The organism is Sphingomonas sp., assembly GCF_032114135.1.
In the GTDB taxonomy this organism is placed as follows: domain Bacteria; phylum Pseudomonadota; class Alphaproteobacteria; order Sphingomonadales; family Sphingomonadaceae; genus Sphingomonas.
Genome location: NZ_DAMCTA010000001.1, coordinates 919297 through 938649, shown reverse-complemented (window position 1 = coordinate 938649; position 19353 = coordinate 919297). Strand labels below are relative to the sequence as shown.

Annotated in this window: 14 protein-coding genes and 1 pseudogene; 6 read left to right on the top strand and 9 right to left on the bottom strand. The window is 66.7% G+C overall.

Features of this window, described 5'->3' with window-relative positions; all coding sequences use genetic code 11:
- Positions 1-179: 179 nt before the first annotated feature.
- Genes RT655_RS04410 through RT655_RS04385 form a run of 6 tightly spaced genes read right to left on the bottom strand, consistent with a single transcriptional unit; the run spans position 180 to position 5800 of the window.
- Positions 180-1295 carry an LLM class flavin-dependent oxidoreductase gene (locus tag RT655_RS04410; RefSeq protein ID WP_313535179.1) on the bottom strand — a complete coding sequence of 372 codons (1116 nt, stop codon included), beginning with the start codon at positions 1293-1295 and terminating at the stop codon, positions 180-182.
- A 40-nt stretch (positions 1296-1335) separates the two neighbouring features.
- Positions 1336-2181 (bottom strand): NADPH-dependent oxidoreductase, encoded by an 846-nt coding sequence (locus RT655_RS04405; protein WP_313535177.1) that lies wholly within the window; start codon positions 2179-2181, stop codon positions 1336-1338.
- Positions 2174-2944, bottom strand: coding sequence for an ABC transporter ATP-binding protein (locus RT655_RS04400; RefSeq protein ID WP_313535176.1), 771 nt, complete (start codon positions 2942-2944; stop codon positions 2174-2176). Before RT655_RS04400 ends, RT655_RS04405 begins: the two co-directional genes overlap by 8 nt.
- The gene (locus RT655_RS04395; protein WP_313535175.1) at positions 2941-3810 is read right to left on the bottom strand and encodes an ABC transporter permease; all 870 of its coding nucleotides are present in this window, start codon (positions 3808-3810) and stop codon (positions 2941-2943) included. The genes RT655_RS04400 and RT655_RS04395 overlap by 4 nt, the downstream gene beginning before the upstream one ends.
- Complete coding sequence (locus RT655_RS04390) at positions 3807-4901, bottom strand: ABC transporter substrate-binding protein (RefSeq protein ID WP_313535174.1); 1095 nt, start codon at positions 4899-4901, stop codon at positions 3807-3809. Before RT655_RS04390 ends, RT655_RS04395 begins: the two co-directional genes overlap by 4 nt.
- The gene (locus tag RT655_RS04385; protein WP_313535172.1) at positions 4901-5800 is read right to left on the bottom strand and encodes an aldo/keto reductase; all 900 of its coding nucleotides are present in this window, start codon (positions 5798-5800) and stop codon (positions 4901-4903) included. Before RT655_RS04385 ends, RT655_RS04390 begins: the two co-directional genes overlap by 1 nt.
- A 213-nt stretch (positions 5801-6013) precedes the next feature.
- On the opposite strand from RT655_RS04385, the gene RT655_RS04380 reads away from it, so the two are divergent.
- From RT655_RS04380 to RT655_RS04365, 4 genes are all read left to right on the top strand, one after another.
- Complete coding sequence (locus tag RT655_RS04380; RefSeq protein ID WP_313535171.1) at positions 6014-8587, top strand: TonB-dependent receptor; 2574 nt, start codon at positions 6014-6016, stop codon at positions 8585-8587.
- Positions 8588-9548: 961 nt separating this feature from the next.
- Positions 9549-11078, top strand: coding sequence for a DUF4173 domain-containing protein (locus RT655_RS04375; protein ID WP_313535170.1), 1530 nt, complete (start codon positions 9549-9551; stop codon positions 11076-11078).
- Positions 11079-11110: 32 nt separating this feature from the next.
- A complete protein-coding gene (locus RT655_RS04370) occupies positions 11111-11812 on the top strand; it encodes a response regulator transcription factor (protein ID WP_313535169.1) in 702 nt (233 codons plus the stop codon).
- The gene (locus tag RT655_RS04365) at positions 11809-13374 is read left to right on the top strand and encodes a HAMP domain-containing sensor histidine kinase (RefSeq protein WP_313535168.1); all 1566 of its coding nucleotides are present in this window, start codon (positions 11809-11811) and stop codon (positions 13372-13374) included. The genes RT655_RS04370 and RT655_RS04365 overlap by 4 nt, the downstream gene beginning before the upstream one ends.
- A gap of 182 nt (positions 13375-13556) precedes the next feature.
- Here RT655_RS04365 and RT655_RS04360 read toward each other — a convergent pair whose 3' ends face one another.
- From RT655_RS04360 to RT655_RS04350, 3 genes are all read right to left on the bottom strand, one after another.
- Positions 13557-13910 carry a serine hydrolase domain-containing protein gene (locus RT655_RS04360; protein WP_313535167.1) on the bottom strand — a complete coding sequence of 118 codons (354 nt, stop codon included), beginning with the start codon at positions 13908-13910 and terminating at the stop codon, positions 13557-13559.
- A 27-nt stretch (positions 13911-13937) separates the two neighbouring features.
- Positions 13938-14609: a nuclear transport factor 2 family protein gene (locus RT655_RS04355; protein WP_313535166.1), complete on the bottom strand. Its 672-nt coding sequence runs from the start codon at positions 14607-14609 to the stop codon at positions 13938-13940.
- Positions 14610-14745: 136 nt separating this feature from the next.
- Complete coding sequence (locus RT655_RS04350) at positions 14746-15981, bottom strand: hypothetical protein (protein WP_313535165.1); 1236 nt, start codon at positions 15979-15981, stop codon at positions 14746-14748.
- 739 nt (positions 15982-16720) lie between these two features.
- Here RT655_RS04350 and RT655_RS04345 point away from each other — a divergent pair.
- A pseudogene (locus RT655_RS04345) lies at positions 16721-17305 on the top strand (ArdC family protein); the annotation flags it as partial.
- A 118-nt stretch (positions 17306-17423) separates the two neighbouring features.
- Positions 17424-19313, top strand: coding sequence for a gamma-glutamyltransferase family protein (locus RT655_RS04340; RefSeq protein ID WP_313535164.1), 1890 nt, complete (start codon positions 17424-17426; stop codon positions 19311-19313).
- Positions 19314-19353 lie beyond the last annotated feature (40 nt).

Below are 19353 nucleotides of genomic sequence, written 5' to 3'. Positions count from 1 at the left end.
GGCGCACCCGGTTGCAGCATGCCGTCCGGATACCAGGCGCCCACCGCCGCGTGCACCGCGGTCGCAAGACCTGCGGCCGCCAACCCGCCACCCAGCAGCAGCGCGCGGCGATGCAGCAGGCCACCGCCGGCCACCTGCTCCCATCCTTCGAATCCGTCCGGCACCCTCGATCGCGCGCTTCAGGCGACCGCATCGGCGCGGAGCGGCGCCGTCGACGCTTGCGTGGGATTGTCGCGCAGCAGCGGCAGCAGCTGATCGCCCTGGCGGCGGATTTCCGCAAGATAGGGCGTGTCGGACAGGACGAAGTTGGTAATGCCGAGATCGCGATACTTGCGCAGCGAGCGTGCCACGTCCTCGGCCGATCCCACCAGCCACGTGGTCCCGGCACCCCCGCCGCCATAGCGGCCGGGCGCGGTGTAGAGATTGTCGTCGAGCACTTCGCCGCGCGCGTGCAGGTCGAGCAGCCGCTGCTGGCCGACCGCGGGGCTGCGGCGATGCTGGTCGACATGGGCCTGCTCCGCCGCCATCTCGTCCACCTTCGCCTCGGCATCGGCCCAGGCCTGTTCGGTGGTATCGCGCACCAGCGTGGTGATGCGGAGGCCGAATTCGAGCGGGGGCAGGTCGCGATCGAGATCGCGGCTGAGACGCTTCAGTCGGGCGATCCGCTCCGCCACGCCGTCCAGCGGCTCGCCCCAGAAGAGCTGCACGTCCGCCTCGGTCGCCGCGACCCGCTCGGCCGCCTCGGACGCGCCGCCGAAATAGAGCCGCGGGTGCAGCCGATCGCCGCGGGGCGGGATGCGGGGCACCACCGTCGATCCGGCGACCTGGAAATGCTCGCTCTCGAAGGTGACGTCGGTCTCGGTCCAGAGCCGCCGCACCAGCCGCATGAAATCCTTGGTGCGGGCATAGCGATGCGTCTGGTCGCCCTCGCTGTCGCCATAGGCGGCGAGCTTGTCCTGCCCGGACACTATGTTGATGCGCACCCGCCCGCCGCTCAGCGCATCCAGCGTCGCCGCCGCCGAGGCGAAATTGGCCGGGCGCCAATAGCCGGGGCGGATCGCGATCAGCGGCTCGAAGGTCTTGGTGCGCGCGGCGAGCGCGGCGGCGACGGTGAAGGTGTCGGGCCGCCCCCAGCCGGTGCCGATCAGCGCGCCGTCCCAGCCATGGTCTTCGAGCGCGCGCGCATGGCTGGTCAGCATTTCCAGGCTCGCCGGATCGGGATCGCTGACGTCGCCGCGATGGCCACCCTCGACCTGATTGGGAATGTACCAGAGGAACTCGGTTGGGTTCGTCATAAGGACTCCATTGCGCTGGGTGGGGAAGGGCGGCCGCCGGCTAGTCGAGCCGAAAGCCGAGGCGGTTCAGGACGCCGCGAAGCGCATCGCGGCCGGCGATCGAGTCCGCGCCGCGGACGCGCTGGGTCGCCTGGTCGCTCCAGTCGCGCTCGGGCATGTGCTGCTCGCGCTGGAAGCTGCGGAGGCGGCGGTCATAGGCGGCGATCGCGCGCGGGCTGCCCGACGCGCCATAGCGTTCGCGGAAGAGCACGGCGTCCTGCGGCAGGCGCGGCTTGACCGCGGCGGGCGCCGCGGGATCGGGATAGCCGACGGTCAGTCCGAACAGCGCGAAGCTTTGCGGCGGCAGCCCAAGTTCGGCGGCAACCTCGGCAGGCTTGTTGCGGATGCCGCCGATATAGCAGCTGCCGAGCCCGATCGATTCCAGCGCCACGACGGCGTTCTGCGCGGCGAGCGAGGTGTCGACCGCGCCGAGCAGAAAGCTTTCGAGGAAGTGGAGCGCATTGGCCGGGGTTCCTACCGCGTCGCCGATGCTGGTCAGCCGGTGATGGTCGACGATCCAGAGCAGGAACAGCGGGGCGTTGAGGATCTGCTTCTGGTTGCCCGCCAGCGCCGCGAGCCGCGCCTTGCGCGCCGGATCCTCGACGGCGATCACGCTCCATGGCTGGAGATTGGAGGAGCTGGCGGCCGACTGGGCGGCGGCGACCAGCAGTTCCACCGTTCCAGCGGGGGGCGGGTCGGGCAGATAGGCGCGGACCGAGCGGTGCGAGAGCAGGCCGTCGAGCGTCTCGTTCCAGAAGACGGGGGCCTCGCGGGGTTCGCGATAGCGCTCGAACAGGCGCGCGGCGGGGACGTCCGCCCAGTCGGCGGCCTCGATCACATCATCCATGGCGTTCTCCGAGCAAGGGCAGCGGAATGGCGGCGTCGGACGCGCCATCGGGGAATTCCTCGACGCCGAGCAGTCGGTGGAGCAGCGCGCGCAGCTCCGCGGTGCGGGCGCGTCGCGCGACGCCGGTAGCGGGCAGCGCGACGGCGATGTCGGCGGCCAGCCGGCCATCCTCGAGCAGGACGATGCGGTCAGCGAGCAGAATCGCCTCGTCGATATCGTGGGTGACGAGCAGCACGGCAGGCTGGTGGACGTCGACCAGCCGCCGCAGCAGCGTGTGCATCTGCACGCGGGTCAGCGCGTCGAGCGCGCCGAACGGCTCGTCGGCGAGCAGCAGCTTGGGCTCGCGAACCAGCGCGCGGGCGAGCGCGACGCGTTGCTGCTCGCCGCCCGAAAGCTCGTGCGGCCAGGCCCGTTCGCGGCCGCCGAGCCCCACTTCGGCGAGCGCGGCGCGTCCGCGGTCTCGGCCGCCCGACACGCCCAGCAGGACATTGTCGAGCACGCGCATCCAAGGCAGCAGCCGGGCATCCTGGAAGATCACCGAGAGCCGCTCGGGCAACCGGATCTCGCCTTCCCCTTCGGCCTCATGGTCGATCCGGGCGAGCGCGCGGAGCAGGGTGCTCTTGCCCGAGCCGCTGCGCCCCAGCAGCGCGACGAACTCGCCTGGCGCCACGTCGAGGTCGATGCCGTTCAGCACGTCCTTGCTGGTGAAGGCGCGGGTCAGTCCCCGGACCTGCACGGCGAGGCTTTCCGCGTGCACGCTCACCGGCCGAGCGTCCGGCGCCAGCGCAGCAGGCGGCGTTCGAGCAGGCGGACCAGCGCGTCCGACCCGAAGCCGAGCAGCGCGTAGACGACGAGGCCGACCAGCATCACGTCGGTCTGCGCATAATTGCGCGCGAGCGTGACCATATAGCCGATGCCGCTGGTCGCGTTGAGCTGCTCGACCACCACCAGCGCGAGCCAGGAAGAAGTGACCGCGAAGCGCAGGCCGGTCAGGAAGCCGGGCAACGATCCGGGCACCACGACATGGCGGAGGAACTGCCAGCGCGAGAGGCCGACGGTCTCGGCCAACTCGACATGGCGCAGGTCGATCGCGCGCAGGGCGTTGTGCGTGTTGATGTAGATCGGCACGAAGACGGCGACGGCGATCAGCGTGACCTTCATCGTCTCGCCGATGCCCAGCCAAAGGATCATGAAAGGGATCAGCGCCAGGATCGGTACGCCGCGTTTGATCTGCACCAGCCCGTCGATGACATAGCCGCCGAGCATCGACAGCCCCGAGAGCAGGGCGAGCGCCGTGCCGACCACCACGCCGAAGCCGAGCCCGGTCATTGCCCGCCAGGCGGAGATGCCGAGATGCTCCTGCAGGCGGCCTTCTCGGACCAGCTCGATGCCGGTGGTCACCGCCGTCCAAGGCGCGGGCAAAACGCGGGGATCGAGCCAGCCGGTGGCGGAGAGCAGCGACCAGTAGAAGAGCAGCAAGGCCGGCCCGAGCAGGCTGCCATAGCGCGCAGGGGTGCCGGGGCTCAGCCTTTGCCGGGGCCTTACCGGGCGGGCTTGCTCCGCGGGCGCAATGGCCGGTTTCCTTGGCGCCGCTGCCGGCACGTACAAGCGTTCCGCATAGGCGTTCATGGTGCAACTCCCTTCGCTGCTGCCGCCGCGCCGGCAATTCCCTCGAAGCGTCGGTCGAAAAGCGTCGCCGCGTCGAGGCGCGGGCGTTTGGTCTCGGGGGCGAGCGTGTCGATCGCCGCCTGCTCGTACGCGATGGCGCCGTCCCAGTTTTCGGGGATGGCGACGTTGGCGGTGTAGTTGGCGAGCACGCGGGCATCGGCGAGCGGCAGCCCGCGCTTGCCGGCGTAATAGCCGCGCGCCAGCGCTTCGGTATGCGTGTTGATCCACGCTTGGCCGCGTCCCCAATATTGGATGAAGATGCGCAGCGCGGCGGCCTTGCCAGGGTCGGCGAGCACCTTTTCGGGCACGTAGATATTGCCGCCGTCGTCGCGGAAGGGGGCGTGCTGCAGGATGCGCGCGCCCTTGGCACCATAGTCCCGCACATAGCGCTGGGCGACCAGATCATTGCGGATCGGCGCCGCGTCGATCGCGCCGGAAGCGAGAGCGTTGGTATAAACGTCACCGCCGATGCTCGAAGGCAGCTCGACCAGCGTCACCTGGTCGCGCGGGATGCCGGCGGCCTTCAGCGTGTCGATGACGATCTGCCCCTGAACTTGGCTCGGGCTGAACGCGATCCGCTTGCCACGCAGGTCCGCGAGCGTGTCGATCCCGGCGTTGGGCGCGATCCCGAACGCCCAGGCGTGGCGTCGCGTGCGATCGGCATATTCGCGAAATGCGATGATGCGCACAGGTATGCCGGCCCACACCGCGTGGATCGGCGGCACGCTCGCACCGAAGCCGACGTCGAGCACGCCGGCATGGAAAGCCTCGGTCACGTCGGGGCCGCCGGTGATCTCGGCCCATTGGATGCGGAAGGGCAGCTGCTTGTCCCAGCCATTATGCTCGAACACCCAGCGCGTCACCGGATCGCCGACGCGGAGGACGACACCCGGCGGCACGCGGTCCGGGATCGGCGCGGCAAGCGCCCCGCTGGGGGCGTCCACCGCCGCGCGCCGGGCGGGCGCGAAGGCCAGCAACAGCGCGGAGGATGCCAGCACGACCGCCGCCAGCGTGCCCGAACCGGCCGGCCAGCGAGGCGGCGTGCGCGCCATCAGGCCGGCACGGCGTCGGCGGGCACCGACTTCATCTGCTCGGCGGGATAGCGGTCGCCGACCGTTGCGCCATGCGGGAAGGCGGCTTCGAGTTCCTCGATCGTGCCTTCGTCGAGCTGGATCGCGCCCGCCGCCCAATTGTCCTCAAGATGCCGGATGTGCCGCGTGCCGGGGATCGGCACGACCTGTTTCGCCAGCACCCAGGCAAGGCTCACCTGGGCCGGCGAGACATGGAGCCGTTCGGCAACGTCCTCGATCGCCCGCCGGCGCCGCGCGTTGGCGGCCACGGCCTCGGCCTGGAAGCGCGGATGGATGTTGCGGCGGTCGTTTTCGTCTACCGGGCCGGCGCCGGCGAGGAAGCCGCGCCCGAGCGGGCTATAGGCGACGAAGGCGATGCCGAGGTCGCGTGCCGTGGGCAGGATCTCCGCCTCCACGCCGCGGGTCCACAGCGAATATTCACTCTGCAGCGCGGCGATCGGCGTCACGGCATGGGCGGATCGGAGTTGCTCGGCGCTGACTTCGGAAAGGCCGATTCCGCCGATCTTACCCGCGTCCTGCAGCATGCGCAGCTCGCCGACCGACTGCTCCACCGGCACCTGCGGATCGACGCGGTGCAGATAATAGAGGTCGATCCGCTCCACCTTCAGCCGTCCGAGGCTCGCCTCCACCGCTTCCCGCGCGGTGACGCGGCTGCCGTCGCTGCGCTGATGCGTGAACTTGCTGGCGAGGACGAGTCCGTTGCGCCGTCCGGCGATCGTCCGGCCCAGCAGCTCCTCGTTATGCCCGCTGCCATAGGCGGTGGCGGTGTCGAAGAAGTTGATGCCGAGCTCGATCGCCCGATGCAGCGTGGCGATCGACTGCGCCTCGTCCGCCTGCCCATAGACATGGGATAATCCCATGGCGCCAAAGCCTTGGGCGCTTACCTGCGCCCCACCGATACTCGCCACATCCGTTCTCCCGGTTGGTGCCCACAGGGTGCGGGGGCAGGGCATAAACGGCGACGCAGAAAAACTTCGGACCCTGAAATCAAATCCTACTTATTCGATAGGGATTCACTTCCGTAGCAATCTCTATCGAGTTAATAGGAATTAAACGACATAAGGGGGTCCTCGATGAATCGTCCGCGTTACACCCGCTCGTTGCTGGCGAGCGCCGCCATCTTCGCGGCGCCGGCAGCCGCCTCGGGACAGGCAACGCAACAGGTCCAGCTCGCTGCGGTGGTCGATGAAGGGGACGGGCAGGACATCCTCGTGACGGCGCGCCGCCGTTCGGAGAACATCCGCGACGTGCCGATTTCGGTGCAGGCAATCAGCGGCGAAACGCTTGAGCGAAAGGGCACGATCGATCTGCAGAGCCTGATCGACCAGACGCCGGGCCTCAACTCCACCGGCGGCAACCCGCGCAACTTCTCGATCACGATCCGCGGCATCGGCTATGCGCCCACCGCCGCCGACGGCCTCGACAATGCGATCGGGGTCTATTTCGACGGCGTCTATCAGGCCCGCCCGGGACAGGTGCTGCAGGACCTCGTTGACGTGCAGAGCTTCGAGGTGCTGCGCGGCCCACAGGGTACCTTGTTCGGCCGGAACGCTGCGGCGGGCGCGCTCAACGTCACCTTCAACAAGCCCAGCTTCACCCCCGCGCGCACCTTCGAGGTGACCTATGGCCGCTACAATTTTGCGCAGGGCAAGGCGATCCTCACCGGCCCGATCAGCGATACCATCGCCTTCCGGACGGTCGCGTTCGGGACGCGCGGCGACGGCTGGATTTCCACGCCCTTCCGTCCATCCTTTCGTGCGGCGGCAGCGCAGAAGACCATCTATGCGCCCACCGCGACCGACGAAGCGACCACGGCGGGGACCGGGCGCTGGGGCGTGCGCCAGCAGTTCCTGCTCGCCACCGGACCGCTCAAGGTGAACCTGGCGGGGGATCTGAACGTCGAGCGTGACAGTTCGTCCGGGTTCAGCTCGGGGGGCGGGATCGTCGAGCTGTTCGGGCCGGGCAATTGGGGCATCAACACCACGGCAGCGCAGCAGACGCGGGTGAGCAACGCGCTCAAGGCGCTGGGGCAACTCGCCAATTATGGCGGCGTGCAGAACTGGGTGCCTAGCGTCGACCCGCGCGCAAACATCACCAACAACTACAACCAGACGCGCACCAAGAATGCGGGCGTGTCCCTGACTGCCGATTATGATTTCGGCCCGGTCACACTCACTTCGATCAGCGCCTGGCGGCTATGGACCTTCGATCCGCCCCAGGACAGCGACAGCACGTCGATCGACATCTACCAGAACATGGCGATCAGCCGCAGCGACCAGTTCAGTCAGGAACTCCGCCTCGCGTCCAATCGCCGGGGCCCGATCGAATGGCAGGCCGGCGCCTTCCTGTACTACTCGAAGCTGCGCGACCATTATGTGGTCCACCAGTTCGGCGCGGACGTCATCCCCTGGTACAACGCCTATAACACGATCGCCGGTACGAGCTTCACGCCGATCCCGCTGTCGTTCCGCTCGCAGCTGACCGGCGTGCAGATCATCGAGGACACCACGGTCCAGAACCGCACTGCCGCCGCATACGGGCAGGCGACGTGGCACCTCACCCGCAAGTTCGATCTCACCGGCGGCCTGCGCTACACCTATGACCGCAAGAACGGCTCCAGCCCGGTGGATACCAGACAGCTGCCGACGTCGCTTCCGGCGGGCATTACGAATGCGCAATTGCTCGCCTTCTATAATGCGATCGATGCCGTGCAGCGCAATCCCGGCGTCGCTTATGCGGTCCCGGGCTATCCGACCACGCCCGCCACTACCGGATATGCGCTCGACCTGCGGACCTCGAACGACAATCTCTCCGGTACGGCCAGCCTTTCGTACAGGATCACGCCCGACGTCACCGCCTATGTGACCTACGCCACGGGGTTTCAGGCCGGCGGCCTGGATCTCAACAACCGCGCGCTCAATCCGACGGCACCGGCAATCCAGCCGACGACCACCAAGAATATCGAAGCCGGGATCAAGGCATCGCTGTTCGACAGGCACCTGACACTTGCGCTCTCGGCCTATCAGGAGAAGCTCGATGGCTTTCAGACGTCGATTTCGTACACGCTGCCGGACGGCACCCCGCAGCGGGGCGCGACCAATGTCGGCGATATCCGGGCCCGTGGCGTCGAATGGAGCGCGGCGGCCAATTTCGGGTCAGGCCTGCGGCTGACCTTCGACGGCAACTATAATGATGCGGTCTACACCCGCGCGCCCTCGCTGCCCGCACCGGCCGAACTGAGCTACAACGGTATCGCCAATATCGACGCCAAGGGGCAGCGCGCGCCCTATTCGCCCAAATGGGCGCTCTCGGTCACGCCCTCCTGGGATATTGCGATCAACGCGAAGACCGAATTCTACAGCTACGCCCAGTTCTCGCACACCACCGGCTACGGCACCGGCGTGACGCAATCGATCTACACTCAGGTGCCGGCCCAGTCGAACCTGAACCTGCGCGCGGGGCTGCGGCTCGACAGCGGCAAATACGACGTGTCGCTGTTTGCCAATAATGCGACCAACGAGCGGAACGTCATCTCGCAGGCCCTGCTGGCCGCGCCATCCGGGGCAGGGGTGACGGCGTATCTTGGCCGAACGGTCAATTACAGCCAGCCTGCCAGATATGGTGTGACGCTTCGTGCAAAGATTTGAACAATCGATGCTCTACGCCCGTTTTGGCAGGCGCGGCGAATAGCGGTTCTATTGGGTTTTTGGAGGTAGCTGCGAGCCCGGCCGGGGTTGTCGATGGCGCTGAGCAGCGTGCCGACATCCTTCGCTTCGGTAACCGTGCCATCATGTGTGACGGTCGGCGTCAGCAACGCGCCCCGCAGGTCCCCCGGGTAGGTTGTACTTCAATCGGGTCCCGATCGCTGCGATCGGCTCGATCTCATGGATCGGCAGCTTTCCGATCAAGCTGACGAGCAGGCTGAGGAGACATTCGTTACGCGACGCGGTCACCGGAGCCCATGCCCGATCACCGTCCCGCCGGCTCTTTGAGCAACATTCTTTGGCGACCCGGGTGAAGGTACTGTCCGCAAACGCTTCCTTGTGCAGTTTCTCGCGATGTCGCTCTGGGGGAGCTTGCCTTCTGCGAGACACTCCCGGGCAATCCCGCCACAACGGGCCCTACCTGGCATTGCGCTGTGATGCGACCAGACGAGCGATCACGAACCGGAAGGCTGCAAAGTACCGCAGCTTTCTGCGGTTTACAAAGCCGTTTGGGATTTGTGGAAATCGAAAGATGGTGCCGGTTGCAGGAATCGAATTGCGCCGAGAAGCGACGGATAATTCAAGCATCTAAGCTGATGCCGTCAGTCTCTGTACCGTGCGAAGTACCGTCACCGGGGAAGTCTTGCCGGGTTCGATTCCAAACTAGCCCATGATTTCTGGTTCGTGTTGGCCCAATTGCGTCCCGAGAGATGGTCAATCTGCCCGCAGCGATGCAAAATTCAAGCAATAATGAGGAATAGTTTAACGCCCCGGCCAGTGATATGCGGCCAACAATCTAACCGCTTTGCGCTAAACGGTCCCAGCCGCGACGGTAGCGAAGGCAGCAATCTGCACAGGTCCTGCATAGGACCTCCGCCGAAGCTCCTCGGCGTCAGCGCAAGCGATGGACCAGCATCGCATATCCACGCTGCTCCTGTGTCAGAGGGAGCAACACGTGCGCTTCAGTTTCGTCCGCAAGGCCGGTGCCGCCTTGGTCCTGATCATCCTGTTCGACAGGCTTTTTGCCGACAGCTTCGGCGGGGCAGGAGTTGGTGTGTTCGCCGGCGCCTGGCTGCTAGCCATCATCGCCACGCGACCGGACATCGGCAGGGCGCGATCCGCCTGGCCGGGGCTCGCGCTGGCGGCGCTTTTCGCCGTATCGCTGTTTGATGAGCCAGGGGTGCTGGCCTGGTCGATGTTCTGGTGCGCGATCGCCTTTGCCGCGCTGGCACCCATGGTCGGCCGTTTCGACGATGCCTGGCATTGGGGTGTCCGCCTGTTCCTCCATGGCGCTACCGGCTTTCTGCGGCCCTTCACGGACCTGCGTCGCATTGCCAAGCAACGACGTGGCGTCGGTGCTTCTCCGCGCCTGCTCGCGACGACGCTGGCCCTGCCGCTGCTCGGCGGCATCGTCTTCCTGATCCTCTTCGCCGCGGCGAACCCGCTGATCGAGCATGCTTTCGCCTCCATCCAGCTGCCCAGCCTGTGGCAGCTCGCGCTGTGGACCTTCGTCGCCTGCTGCGTCTGGCCGATGCTGCGTCCCGGCACGCTCGCGCTGCGCGTCGCACGACGCGTGCCGGATCTGGAGCCGATCCTTCCCGGCACGTCGCTGCCGTCGGTGCTGATCGCCCTGGCGCTCTTCAACCTGATCTTCGCGGTCCAGAATGCCCTCGACATCGCCTTTCTGTGGGGCGGGGGCGCGCTGCCGGATGGCATGACTCGGACGGAATATGTGCATCGCGGCGCCTATCCGCTGATCGTCACCGCGCTGATCGCCGGCGCAATGGCGCTCGCGATGCTGCGGCCGGGCAGTGCGAGCGAGCGCAATCCCTGGGCCCGGCGGATGGTAGTCCTGTGGGTCGTGCAGAACCTGGTGCTCGTCGCCTCCAGCGCGCTGCGGACGGTGCAGTACATCCAGGAATCGATGCTCACCTCCTGGCGGATCGCGGCGTTGCTGTGGATGGCGGCGGTCGCGCTCGGCCTGGTGCTGATCTGCTGGCGCATCCTATGCGGGCGCAGAGCGCGCTGGCTGATCAACTGCAACGCGCTGGCTGCCGGAGTCGTGCTGACCGCCTGCTGCTTTGTCGACATCGAAGCGATTGCGGCCCGCTGGAACGTGCAGGCCGCCGACCCGGCGAAGATCGACCTCTGCTACCTGCACGGGGGCGGGGACAGTGCCCTGCTGCCGCTGATCGCGCTGGAACGCCGGCCGATGGACGCCGAGACGCTGGACCGCGTGCGCTATGTGCGCGCCGATCTTTTGAGGGATCTGGAGACGCGGCAGGCGGATGGGCGATACTGGACATGGCACGGCGCGCGCCGCCTGGCGGCGGCTCGGGCGATCGTCGGACCGGGGGTGCCGCGCCCGCTGCCTGCCAATTACAGCCGGGACTGGTGCGACGGCAGCATCATTTCCCCGCAAGTCCAATCTTGACGGGGGAGGCGCGCGCCATGATCGAGTGCCCCATGCCCCGTACGATCCTGGTCGCAGACGATGATCCGCACATCCGACAGCTGCTGGTGTTCGCGCTGGCCAAGGCCGGGCTCGATGCGATCGAGGCGGAGGATGGCGAGGCGGCGCTGGCCGCCGTCGCGTCCCACGCGCCGGACCTGATCGTGCTCGACATCAACATGCCGCGCATGGACGGGATCGAGGTCTGCCGGCGGCTCCGCGCCGGTGGTGATCTGCCGATCCTGTTCCTGTCGAGCCGGGACGACGAGATCGACCGCGTCCTCGGCATCGAGCTCGGCGCGGACGACTATGTCGTGAAGCCCTTCTCGCCGCGTGAGGTGGTGGCGCGGGTGATGGCGATCCTGCGGCGGGTGGGCAGCCGCCCGCCGGACGTTGCCGCGTCGGCGGGACCGCTCCAGCATGGACGCTTGACGCTCGATCCCGATGGCTGGCAGGCGAGCTGGGCAGGGGAGGCGGTACCGCTCACCGTCACCGAGTTCGGCATCTTGCGCACGCTGGCGGCAATGCCCTCCAAGGTGTTCAGCCGCGACGCGATCATCGACCGGCTGCACGGCCCGGGCTTCGCCATCACCGATCGCACGATCGACAGCCACATCCGCAACCTGCGGGGTAAGTTTGCCCGGATCGGTGCGGAGGACGTGATCGAGACCCGCGCCGGGATCGGCTATCGGCTCGGCACCTGCGGGGCGGGATGATCGAGCGGTTCAAGGCGGTCGTGCGGCACCATTGGCCGCGCATGCGGCTTCGCACGATCCTGCTGCTGACCTTCGTGTTCGTCGCGGCATTGCCGGGCTTCGGCGCGCTGTTCCTGCGGGTCTATGAGAACAGCCTGCTGCGCCAGACCGAGGCCGCGCTGATCGCGCAGAGCGCAGCGCTGGCAGCGGCGGGCGCTGCCGAGTGGCCCGGTGCGCACGGGATGCCGGCGAGCATGGGCACCATACCCAATGCGTCCACGCTCGATCTGCGCCTGACGTCTGTCCTTCCCGAACGCCCCGCGCCGATCGCTGGCGGAGGCTCGGCCGATCCGGAGACACAAGCTTGGGCAACGCGATTGGCGCCTGTGCTCCGTGCGACGGCAAACACGACGCTTGCGTCGATCCAGTTACTCGACCCGCAAGGGCGCATCCTTGCAGGCGGCGATATGCGCCTCGCCTATGGCACGATGCCGGAACTGCAGGCAGCGCTGGCCGGTCGCGCGGTAACGACCTTGCGCCGCAATGGCGCCTACCGGCCGCATTACGCGCTAGAGTGGCTGAGCCGCGCCTCCGACCTGCGGCTCCACCATGCGCGGCCGATCGTCGTAAATGGCCGGGTGGTCGGCGTGCTGCTACTCGCACGCTCGCCGCGCGCGCTGTTCGTCGGCATCTACGAGGATCGCGGCAAGATCCTGTTCGGCATCGTCGTGATCTTCGCCACGCTGGTGGTGCTGAGCGGCCTGCTGTCGCGCGGCATCGTGCGGCCCGTGGAGGCGCTGGGCGAGGCGACCCGGGCGGTCGCCAAGGGGGGCGGGGCGGTGCCGGAGGCGCCCACCACCGCCGCGATCGAGATCCAGGCGCTGTACCGCGACTTCGGGAGCATGGCCGAGGCGATCGAACGGCGTTCGCGCTATCTGCGCGACTTCGCCCATGCGGTCAGCCACGAATTCAAGACGCCGCTGGCGGGCATCCGCGGCGCGGTCGAACTGCTGCAGGATCATGGCGATATGGCCGCCGCGGACCGCGAGCGCTTCCTCTCCAATATCGCCGGCGATGCGGCCCGGCTCAATCTGCTCGTCAGCCGGCTGCTCGATCTTGCGCGTGCCGACATGGCAACGGCAGAGGAGGGGGCGCGGACCGATGTGCTCCACGTGATGCGCTGCATCGCCGACGTCTACGGGCACGAGGGCGCTTCGCTCGCTGTGCACGTTTCGGAGAGCCCTGTGCCGCTGGTCGCGATGCCCTCCAACGTGCTGGAAGCGGTGCTGGTGGGGCTGATTGAAAACAGCAAGCAGGCAGGCGCCACGCAGGTGACGCTCGCAGCCCGATCAACGCCCGCAGGTGTCACGGTGATCGTAACGGACGATGGTCCAGGGGTGCCCTTGGGGGACCGCCACCGCATCTTCGAGCCGTTCTTCACCACACGCCGCTCGGATGGTGGTACTGGGCTTGGCTTGCCGATCCTGCGTTCGCTGCTCGACGCCAACCGTGGGAAGATCGATTTGTATTCGTCGTCCGGAGAGGGGGCCTCTTTTATGATTTCGCTCCCGGTTGGACCGTGAAGGCTCCGACCTGCCGATGACTGACATTGGGACAGAGCCGCCATCCGCAGAGGCTTTCTCAAACGGCGGATCCAACTGGAAGCTGCCGTTCGCGAGCGTCCCGAAAGGGATCGAGTCATTCTTGAAAGTTGTCTCGATAGATGGTCGAGAATCGCTCCGGTTCCCGCTCGAGCGACCAAGCGCTACGGCTTCATCGCCAAGGTAACGATGCGACGAACGGTAACGCTTGGCGCAACCGGCGGAGCATCTGTGTTTGCGAGGACAGCGACGAAAAGATCGCGCGACGGCACGTATAGACTATCGGTCTGGCCTCCCATGATACCACCGCTATGCCCGATCACCGCAACCCCATCGACCATCTCGTTTTCTAGGCCGAGGCCATAGGTGCTGGTCGCGTCGTCGTTGAGCTTCGTCGGCGTGATCATCTGACGATAAAAGGCGGGCGCGAGGACGCGACCATGATGAAGGGCATCGGACCAGCGTGCCAAGTCGCGAGCGGTGCCGACCAGCGAGCCAGCGGCGTGTGGGAAGTTCATATCCAGCCGCGACGAAGCCGTGAGGGCTTAACGTGCATCCTGCCGCGTCCCTTCTGCAACGATAGCGCCGTTTTCCTGGACAACGACCTTCTCGATCTTGCCGCCGGCCTCGACAAAATCGAACTTCAGCGGACGACCCTGCGCCTGGAACGTCGTGGCGGTGATCGCTATGAGATCGGCTGAAAGGCCGCCGGATACCAGATGCAGCCGTCCTTCAAGGAGGGTAACGGCGATGTCGCCCATCGGGGCTGCGTAGTGCCCCACATAGCGCTGCAGGGTGGTCGACGAAACCTCGACCGGCGGCAGGGCGTTTTGATCGATCGCAGCGCCATGCGCGTAGCTGAAGACACGACGCATCAGGAGTTTGCCTTTCGCCTCCTGCCATACGACGGCGAACCGCGCTTCGCCGTCGAGGCGTTCGGGTTGGCCCGCCCGCTGCGCGTAGAAGCGATGCCGCCCGGTCAGGATTGCGCCAAACCCCGGCACCGGATCATATGACAGCGATCCTGCCACCAATTCGCGGCGAACATGCAGTCCCGAGGTTCCGCAAGGACCGTCCATCAACGACTTGACGACCGCATCGCGCGATATCGTGGCGCCGGTCTTGTCATGGTAGAATTCGATGTCAGGCGTGAGCGATGTCGCCATCCGCACGCGATCGCAGGCGTTGAATGCCGCCCAGAAAGCGTCGTCCGCCATCCTGACCCGCTCTTCGTCCGGAGAAGCCGCGGGAGGCGACTGAACGCCGACCGGACTGGATGCGAGCATGGCTATGGCATGTAACATCGGCGCCCTTATCCAATTATACCAGCTTATAGCCGGTGGTGTATTATCTTCATGGTACACCTTTCTTGTAGTAGCGCAAGGCATGCATCGGCTTCACTCGGGAGCAGCCAAATGGAGATTTTAGGGCAAGCCTCGGGGAACGCTTCTGGCACCTCGCTTGCCCTAAACAGGGTTCCCGAAAACGAACGTTCTGCGGGGCAGCTGGTGACTGCATGCGCACGTACCCGGTGACAGGCTTGGCTTTCCCGAAACCTGTTCCCGATTGTGTTTTCCCGAAATGGCGCATCGGAGATGGAGAAACGGGACGATCGCACAACCATGCGCGATGTCGGATCTCGGCCCGGCGCGCGGCTTCCTCTGCCATTTCCGAAAGCTGGCGCTTTTGCGCCAGGACGGCTTTGACGATGGCGTTGGGGGAGAGCGGTGCGGTCTGAGCCTCCGATTCCTGCCAGCTTTGCGACCAGTCGACGGCCGAGTCTGCTGCGTAGGCGACGATACGGAGGCGACCCGACGGCACATCCTCGAATGTTGTCCAGCCGGAGCCGTGGGACCGCTCCAGGCGTGCAGCAAGTTCGGGGCTGTCTCGAACGAAGCCGTTGTTCGTATAACGCATTTTTACGTGCTCGGTCATTTCGAGAACGATGAGGCCGATGCTCACCCCGCCTGTCTGGACGAGTGTGGGTCGATCCGGCCGCCATGGCTGCGGATACGGGTCGTACTGCCGTCCCTTTATCGGTGTCTCTCTGGGGTCGATCTGCAGGCGGCGGGCGGCAGAATTGAGCCCGCTGAGCACCACGTGGTGACCGGCCTCCTCGAAGGCATTGTACAGAGCATTCGCCAGCAGCAGCCCACGATCGAGGGCTTCGGAGGAGGTGCGCAGGTCGGGCAGGGCGCGTTTGTACGGTCGGAGGAAGCCATCATCCCTGGTCGGGCGGCTATTCAGGAATTGTGCCTTCGTGCCGCGCAGGAGCGTGTGCATCGCCGGAGGCGTCTTATTGCCGGTTATCGCCTTTTTCCGAGGTGCGCGGGCGGCGGGTCGCGCCCTGGGGAGGGCCATGCCGTCGCCTGTCCATGTGGTCGGCTGTCCTTCCGCTGCTGCGGGTAGCGGCGGGACAGGATCGGCCTTGCCGAGCTTGAGGCGTGTCCAGTGGCCCTGCGCCGGCCTTGGTATGCCCATTGCGGTGCAGATCTGTACCAGCTTGCCGTAGGAGATGCCCAGTTGCGCCGAGACCTTGGTCATCGGCATCGCCCAGATAAGGCGGTAGAGTTCCTCACGCGTGACCATGTGCCGCTCCGTTGCGATCCAACCTGCCGTTTCGCCAGTGCTGTGGTGGTCCTAGCGCCTTGGTGCGAAGAAACTGAACGGGTTGGGGGTGATTGGTGTTCAGCGGCGCCTTTCGACGACAGGCGGCTTGGTGCACCATGCTGGGCGTCTCATGCTTGCTTGCATGATTGCGCTCGCACGCCGCTGGCGCGACGCCGAGTCGGCCTGGCCGTCTCTGCCCTTCGGGTTTGATCGCGGACGCTCGCCGATTCTGCGGATCGGCGGCCGGCACGTGCCGGCAGCGGAACGCGCGTACGGTGCGCGTGCTGGCGCACGCCTGCGGCGACACCAGGGCGCGCATGCTGCTGGTGCCCGCGTGGCACACTTGCCCGGGCGGGAGGCACGGGCGGCGGCTGGCGCACGGCTGGCGCGCGCACGCCGCCCGCGCGAGCCCGCCCGGTTGCAAGGGTGCGGTTCTTGTCCGGGCGCCGGTAGCGCCCGGCAGCGCGGTCGCGCTGACAGGATGGTCGCCGCGCGAATGCGCGGCGGCGTTGGTGCGCCGGCACGCGGATGGGCGGGGGGAGCGTCGCTCGCCTCTAGTCCTGCCGCGGCATGCCGCAAGCCGGGCGGTGCCCGGCTCCTCCACTCCGTTACGGCCCTGCGGGTGCGGCCTGCCTCTGACGGCAGGACTGCCGGTTCGCTCCTGCCGCTCCCCCCGCCCTTCCGGCGCCGGTTGCGGTGTTTTGGAAGGAGCAGGACCATGGGTGTTGGACACGAGAACCGGGCGAGCCTCTATGCCGAGGTGACGGGCCGGGTGATTGCCGAGCTGGAGCAGGGGCGGTTGCCCTGGGTGCAGCCTTGGGATGCTGCAGCGTGTGGCTGTGCGATGCCGGCCAATGCCGTGACCGGGCGGCGCTATTCGGGGATCAATGTGCTGATCCTCTGGGCGGCGGTGATCGAGGGGAAGTATGGCTCGCAGCGTTGGCTTACCTTTCGGCAGGCGCAGGCGGCCGGGGGTAGCGTTCGGCGCGGGGAGCGGGGAACGACGATCTGTTATGCGGATCGTTTCACGCCCAAAGACGAGGCTGAGCGGGCGCGCGACGAGGATCGCGAGGCGCGGCAGCTGGCATTTCTGAAGCGGTTCACCGTGTTCAACGTCGATCAATGCGAGGGGCTCCCCGAGCGGCTGGCGACGGTGGCGCAGGGCGCGCCGGTTGCCGAGGCGGACCGTATTCCCGCCGCGCATGCGCTGATGGAAGCATGTGGGGCGGATATCCGGATTGGCGGCGGAGAGGCCTATTACAGCCCCGGTGGCGACTATGTCGCGGTGCCACCGCAGTTGGCAAGCGCAAACGGGGCAAAGCCGGTACGCTGAACGAACGGCAGACCCGAAACGCGTTGATGCGCCTTGTACTTGTCCGGGACCTTGGTGAGGATGCGCATCAAACCGCGGAGTAGCCATCATGCGTCGTCGAACTTTTCTTGCCGCCGTGCCGGGGGCGGCGCTTTTGCCAGGTTCGGTTATCGCGGAACCACAGCAGGGTAGAACGCGTGTATCCGGTGGGCAGGGCGTGCCAGGTCCGGGGCAGGGCGGCGCGCCTCAGCCGGTGATGCCATCGCTCCCGAAACGTTGGGAGGCGGGTGCCGATCGCTTTCTGCGCCCCGACGCCACCGCGGGCGATCGGCCGGTCGGGGCGAGCTTCGCGTCCCGCACAGCGGCATATGGGCTCAACGGCGCTGCGGGTACGGCCCATCCACTGGCGACCCAGGCTGGCATCGACATCCTGCGGCAAGGCGGGTCGGCAGTCGATGCCGCCATCGCGATCAACGCCTGTCTCGGATTTCTGGAGCCGACCTCCAGCGGCATTGGCGGCGATGCCTATGCGATGATCTGGGATCCGAAGCAGCGCAAGGTCATCGGACTGGCGGGATCGGGCGCGTCGCCGCAGGGCCTTAGCCTGGAGACGGTACGGTCGCGCGCACGGGGCGGCGCCTTGCCGCCGCTAGGCGCGGTGACCGTGTCGGTCCCGGGGGCGGTCGATGCGTGGTGGACGATGCACCAACGCTATGGCCGGCTGCCTTGGGCGCAGTTGTTCGAACCGGCGATCGCCCATGCCGAGGCGGGAGCGCCGGTGCCCGACATCATCGCTTATTACATTCGGCGCAGCATGGCCGCGTTCCGCCGACCCGGCAACGGCATCGAGGAGACGGCGAACGCGCTGCGAACTTATGGACTCGCCGACGGTAAGGGACCGGCGACGGGCCAGGTGTTCCGCAATCCCGACCTCGCACGCACCTATCGTGCTATTGCAAAAGGCGGCCAAGACGCGTTCTACGCTGGCGACATCGCGCGCGTCATCGATCGTTACTTCAAGCGTATCGGAGGCTGGCTTCGGTACGAGGATCTTGCCGCGCATCGCTCCGAATGGGTCGAACCGCACCGAACGGGCTATCGCGGCGTGGATGTGCACGCGCTTGGCGCGAACACGCAGGGCATCGCTACGCTGCAAATGCTTAACATCCTTGAGACCTTCGATCTGGGCGATGCCGGCTTCCAGTCGCCATTTTCGATTCATCTGCAGGCGGAGGCGAAGCGGCTCGCTTACGAAGACCGCGCGCGCTTCTACGCCGACCCGCATTTCAGCAAGGTGCCGGTCGAATGGCTGATCTCGAAGGAATATGCGCAGGCACGGGCGAAACTGATCCGGCCCGGGCGTATCCTCGATCCCGTCTATCCGGGGCAGGCACCTTGCCACGGCGACACGACCTATTTCAGCTGTGCCGACAAGGACGGCATGATGGTGTCGATGATCCAGTCGAACTTCCGCGGCATGGGGTCTGGACTGGTTGCCGACGGATTGGGCTTCATGTTCCAGGATCGTGGGCAACTGTTCAGCTTGAAGGATGGCCATCCCAATATCTATGCGCCCGGCAAGCGACCGTTCCAGACGATCATTCCCGGCTTCGCCACACGCGGGGGCGATCCGTGGATGAGCTTCGGCGTGATGGGCGGGGATATGCAACCGCAGGGGCAGACGCAGATCATCGTCAACCGTGTCGACTATGGTCTTGAAATCCAGTCTGCGGGCGATGCGCCGCGCTGGCACCATGAGGGCTCGTCGCAATCGATGGGAGAGGACGCGGCCGGACTGGACCCACGTGGCCTGCTGCGGCTGGAGACTGGCGTGCCGATGGCGACGCGGCAGCGGCTTGTCGACATCGGCTGGACGATCGGCGAGCCCGATGGCGGCTTCGGCCGCTACGAATGCGTGGAGCATCGCATGGACGGCGCGACCCGCGTCTATGCCGCGGCGAGCGAAATGCGCGCCGACGGCTGTGCGCTGGCCTATTGAGGAGACGCTGCGCAAGTGGTGTTCACGAAGCGGTAGCACG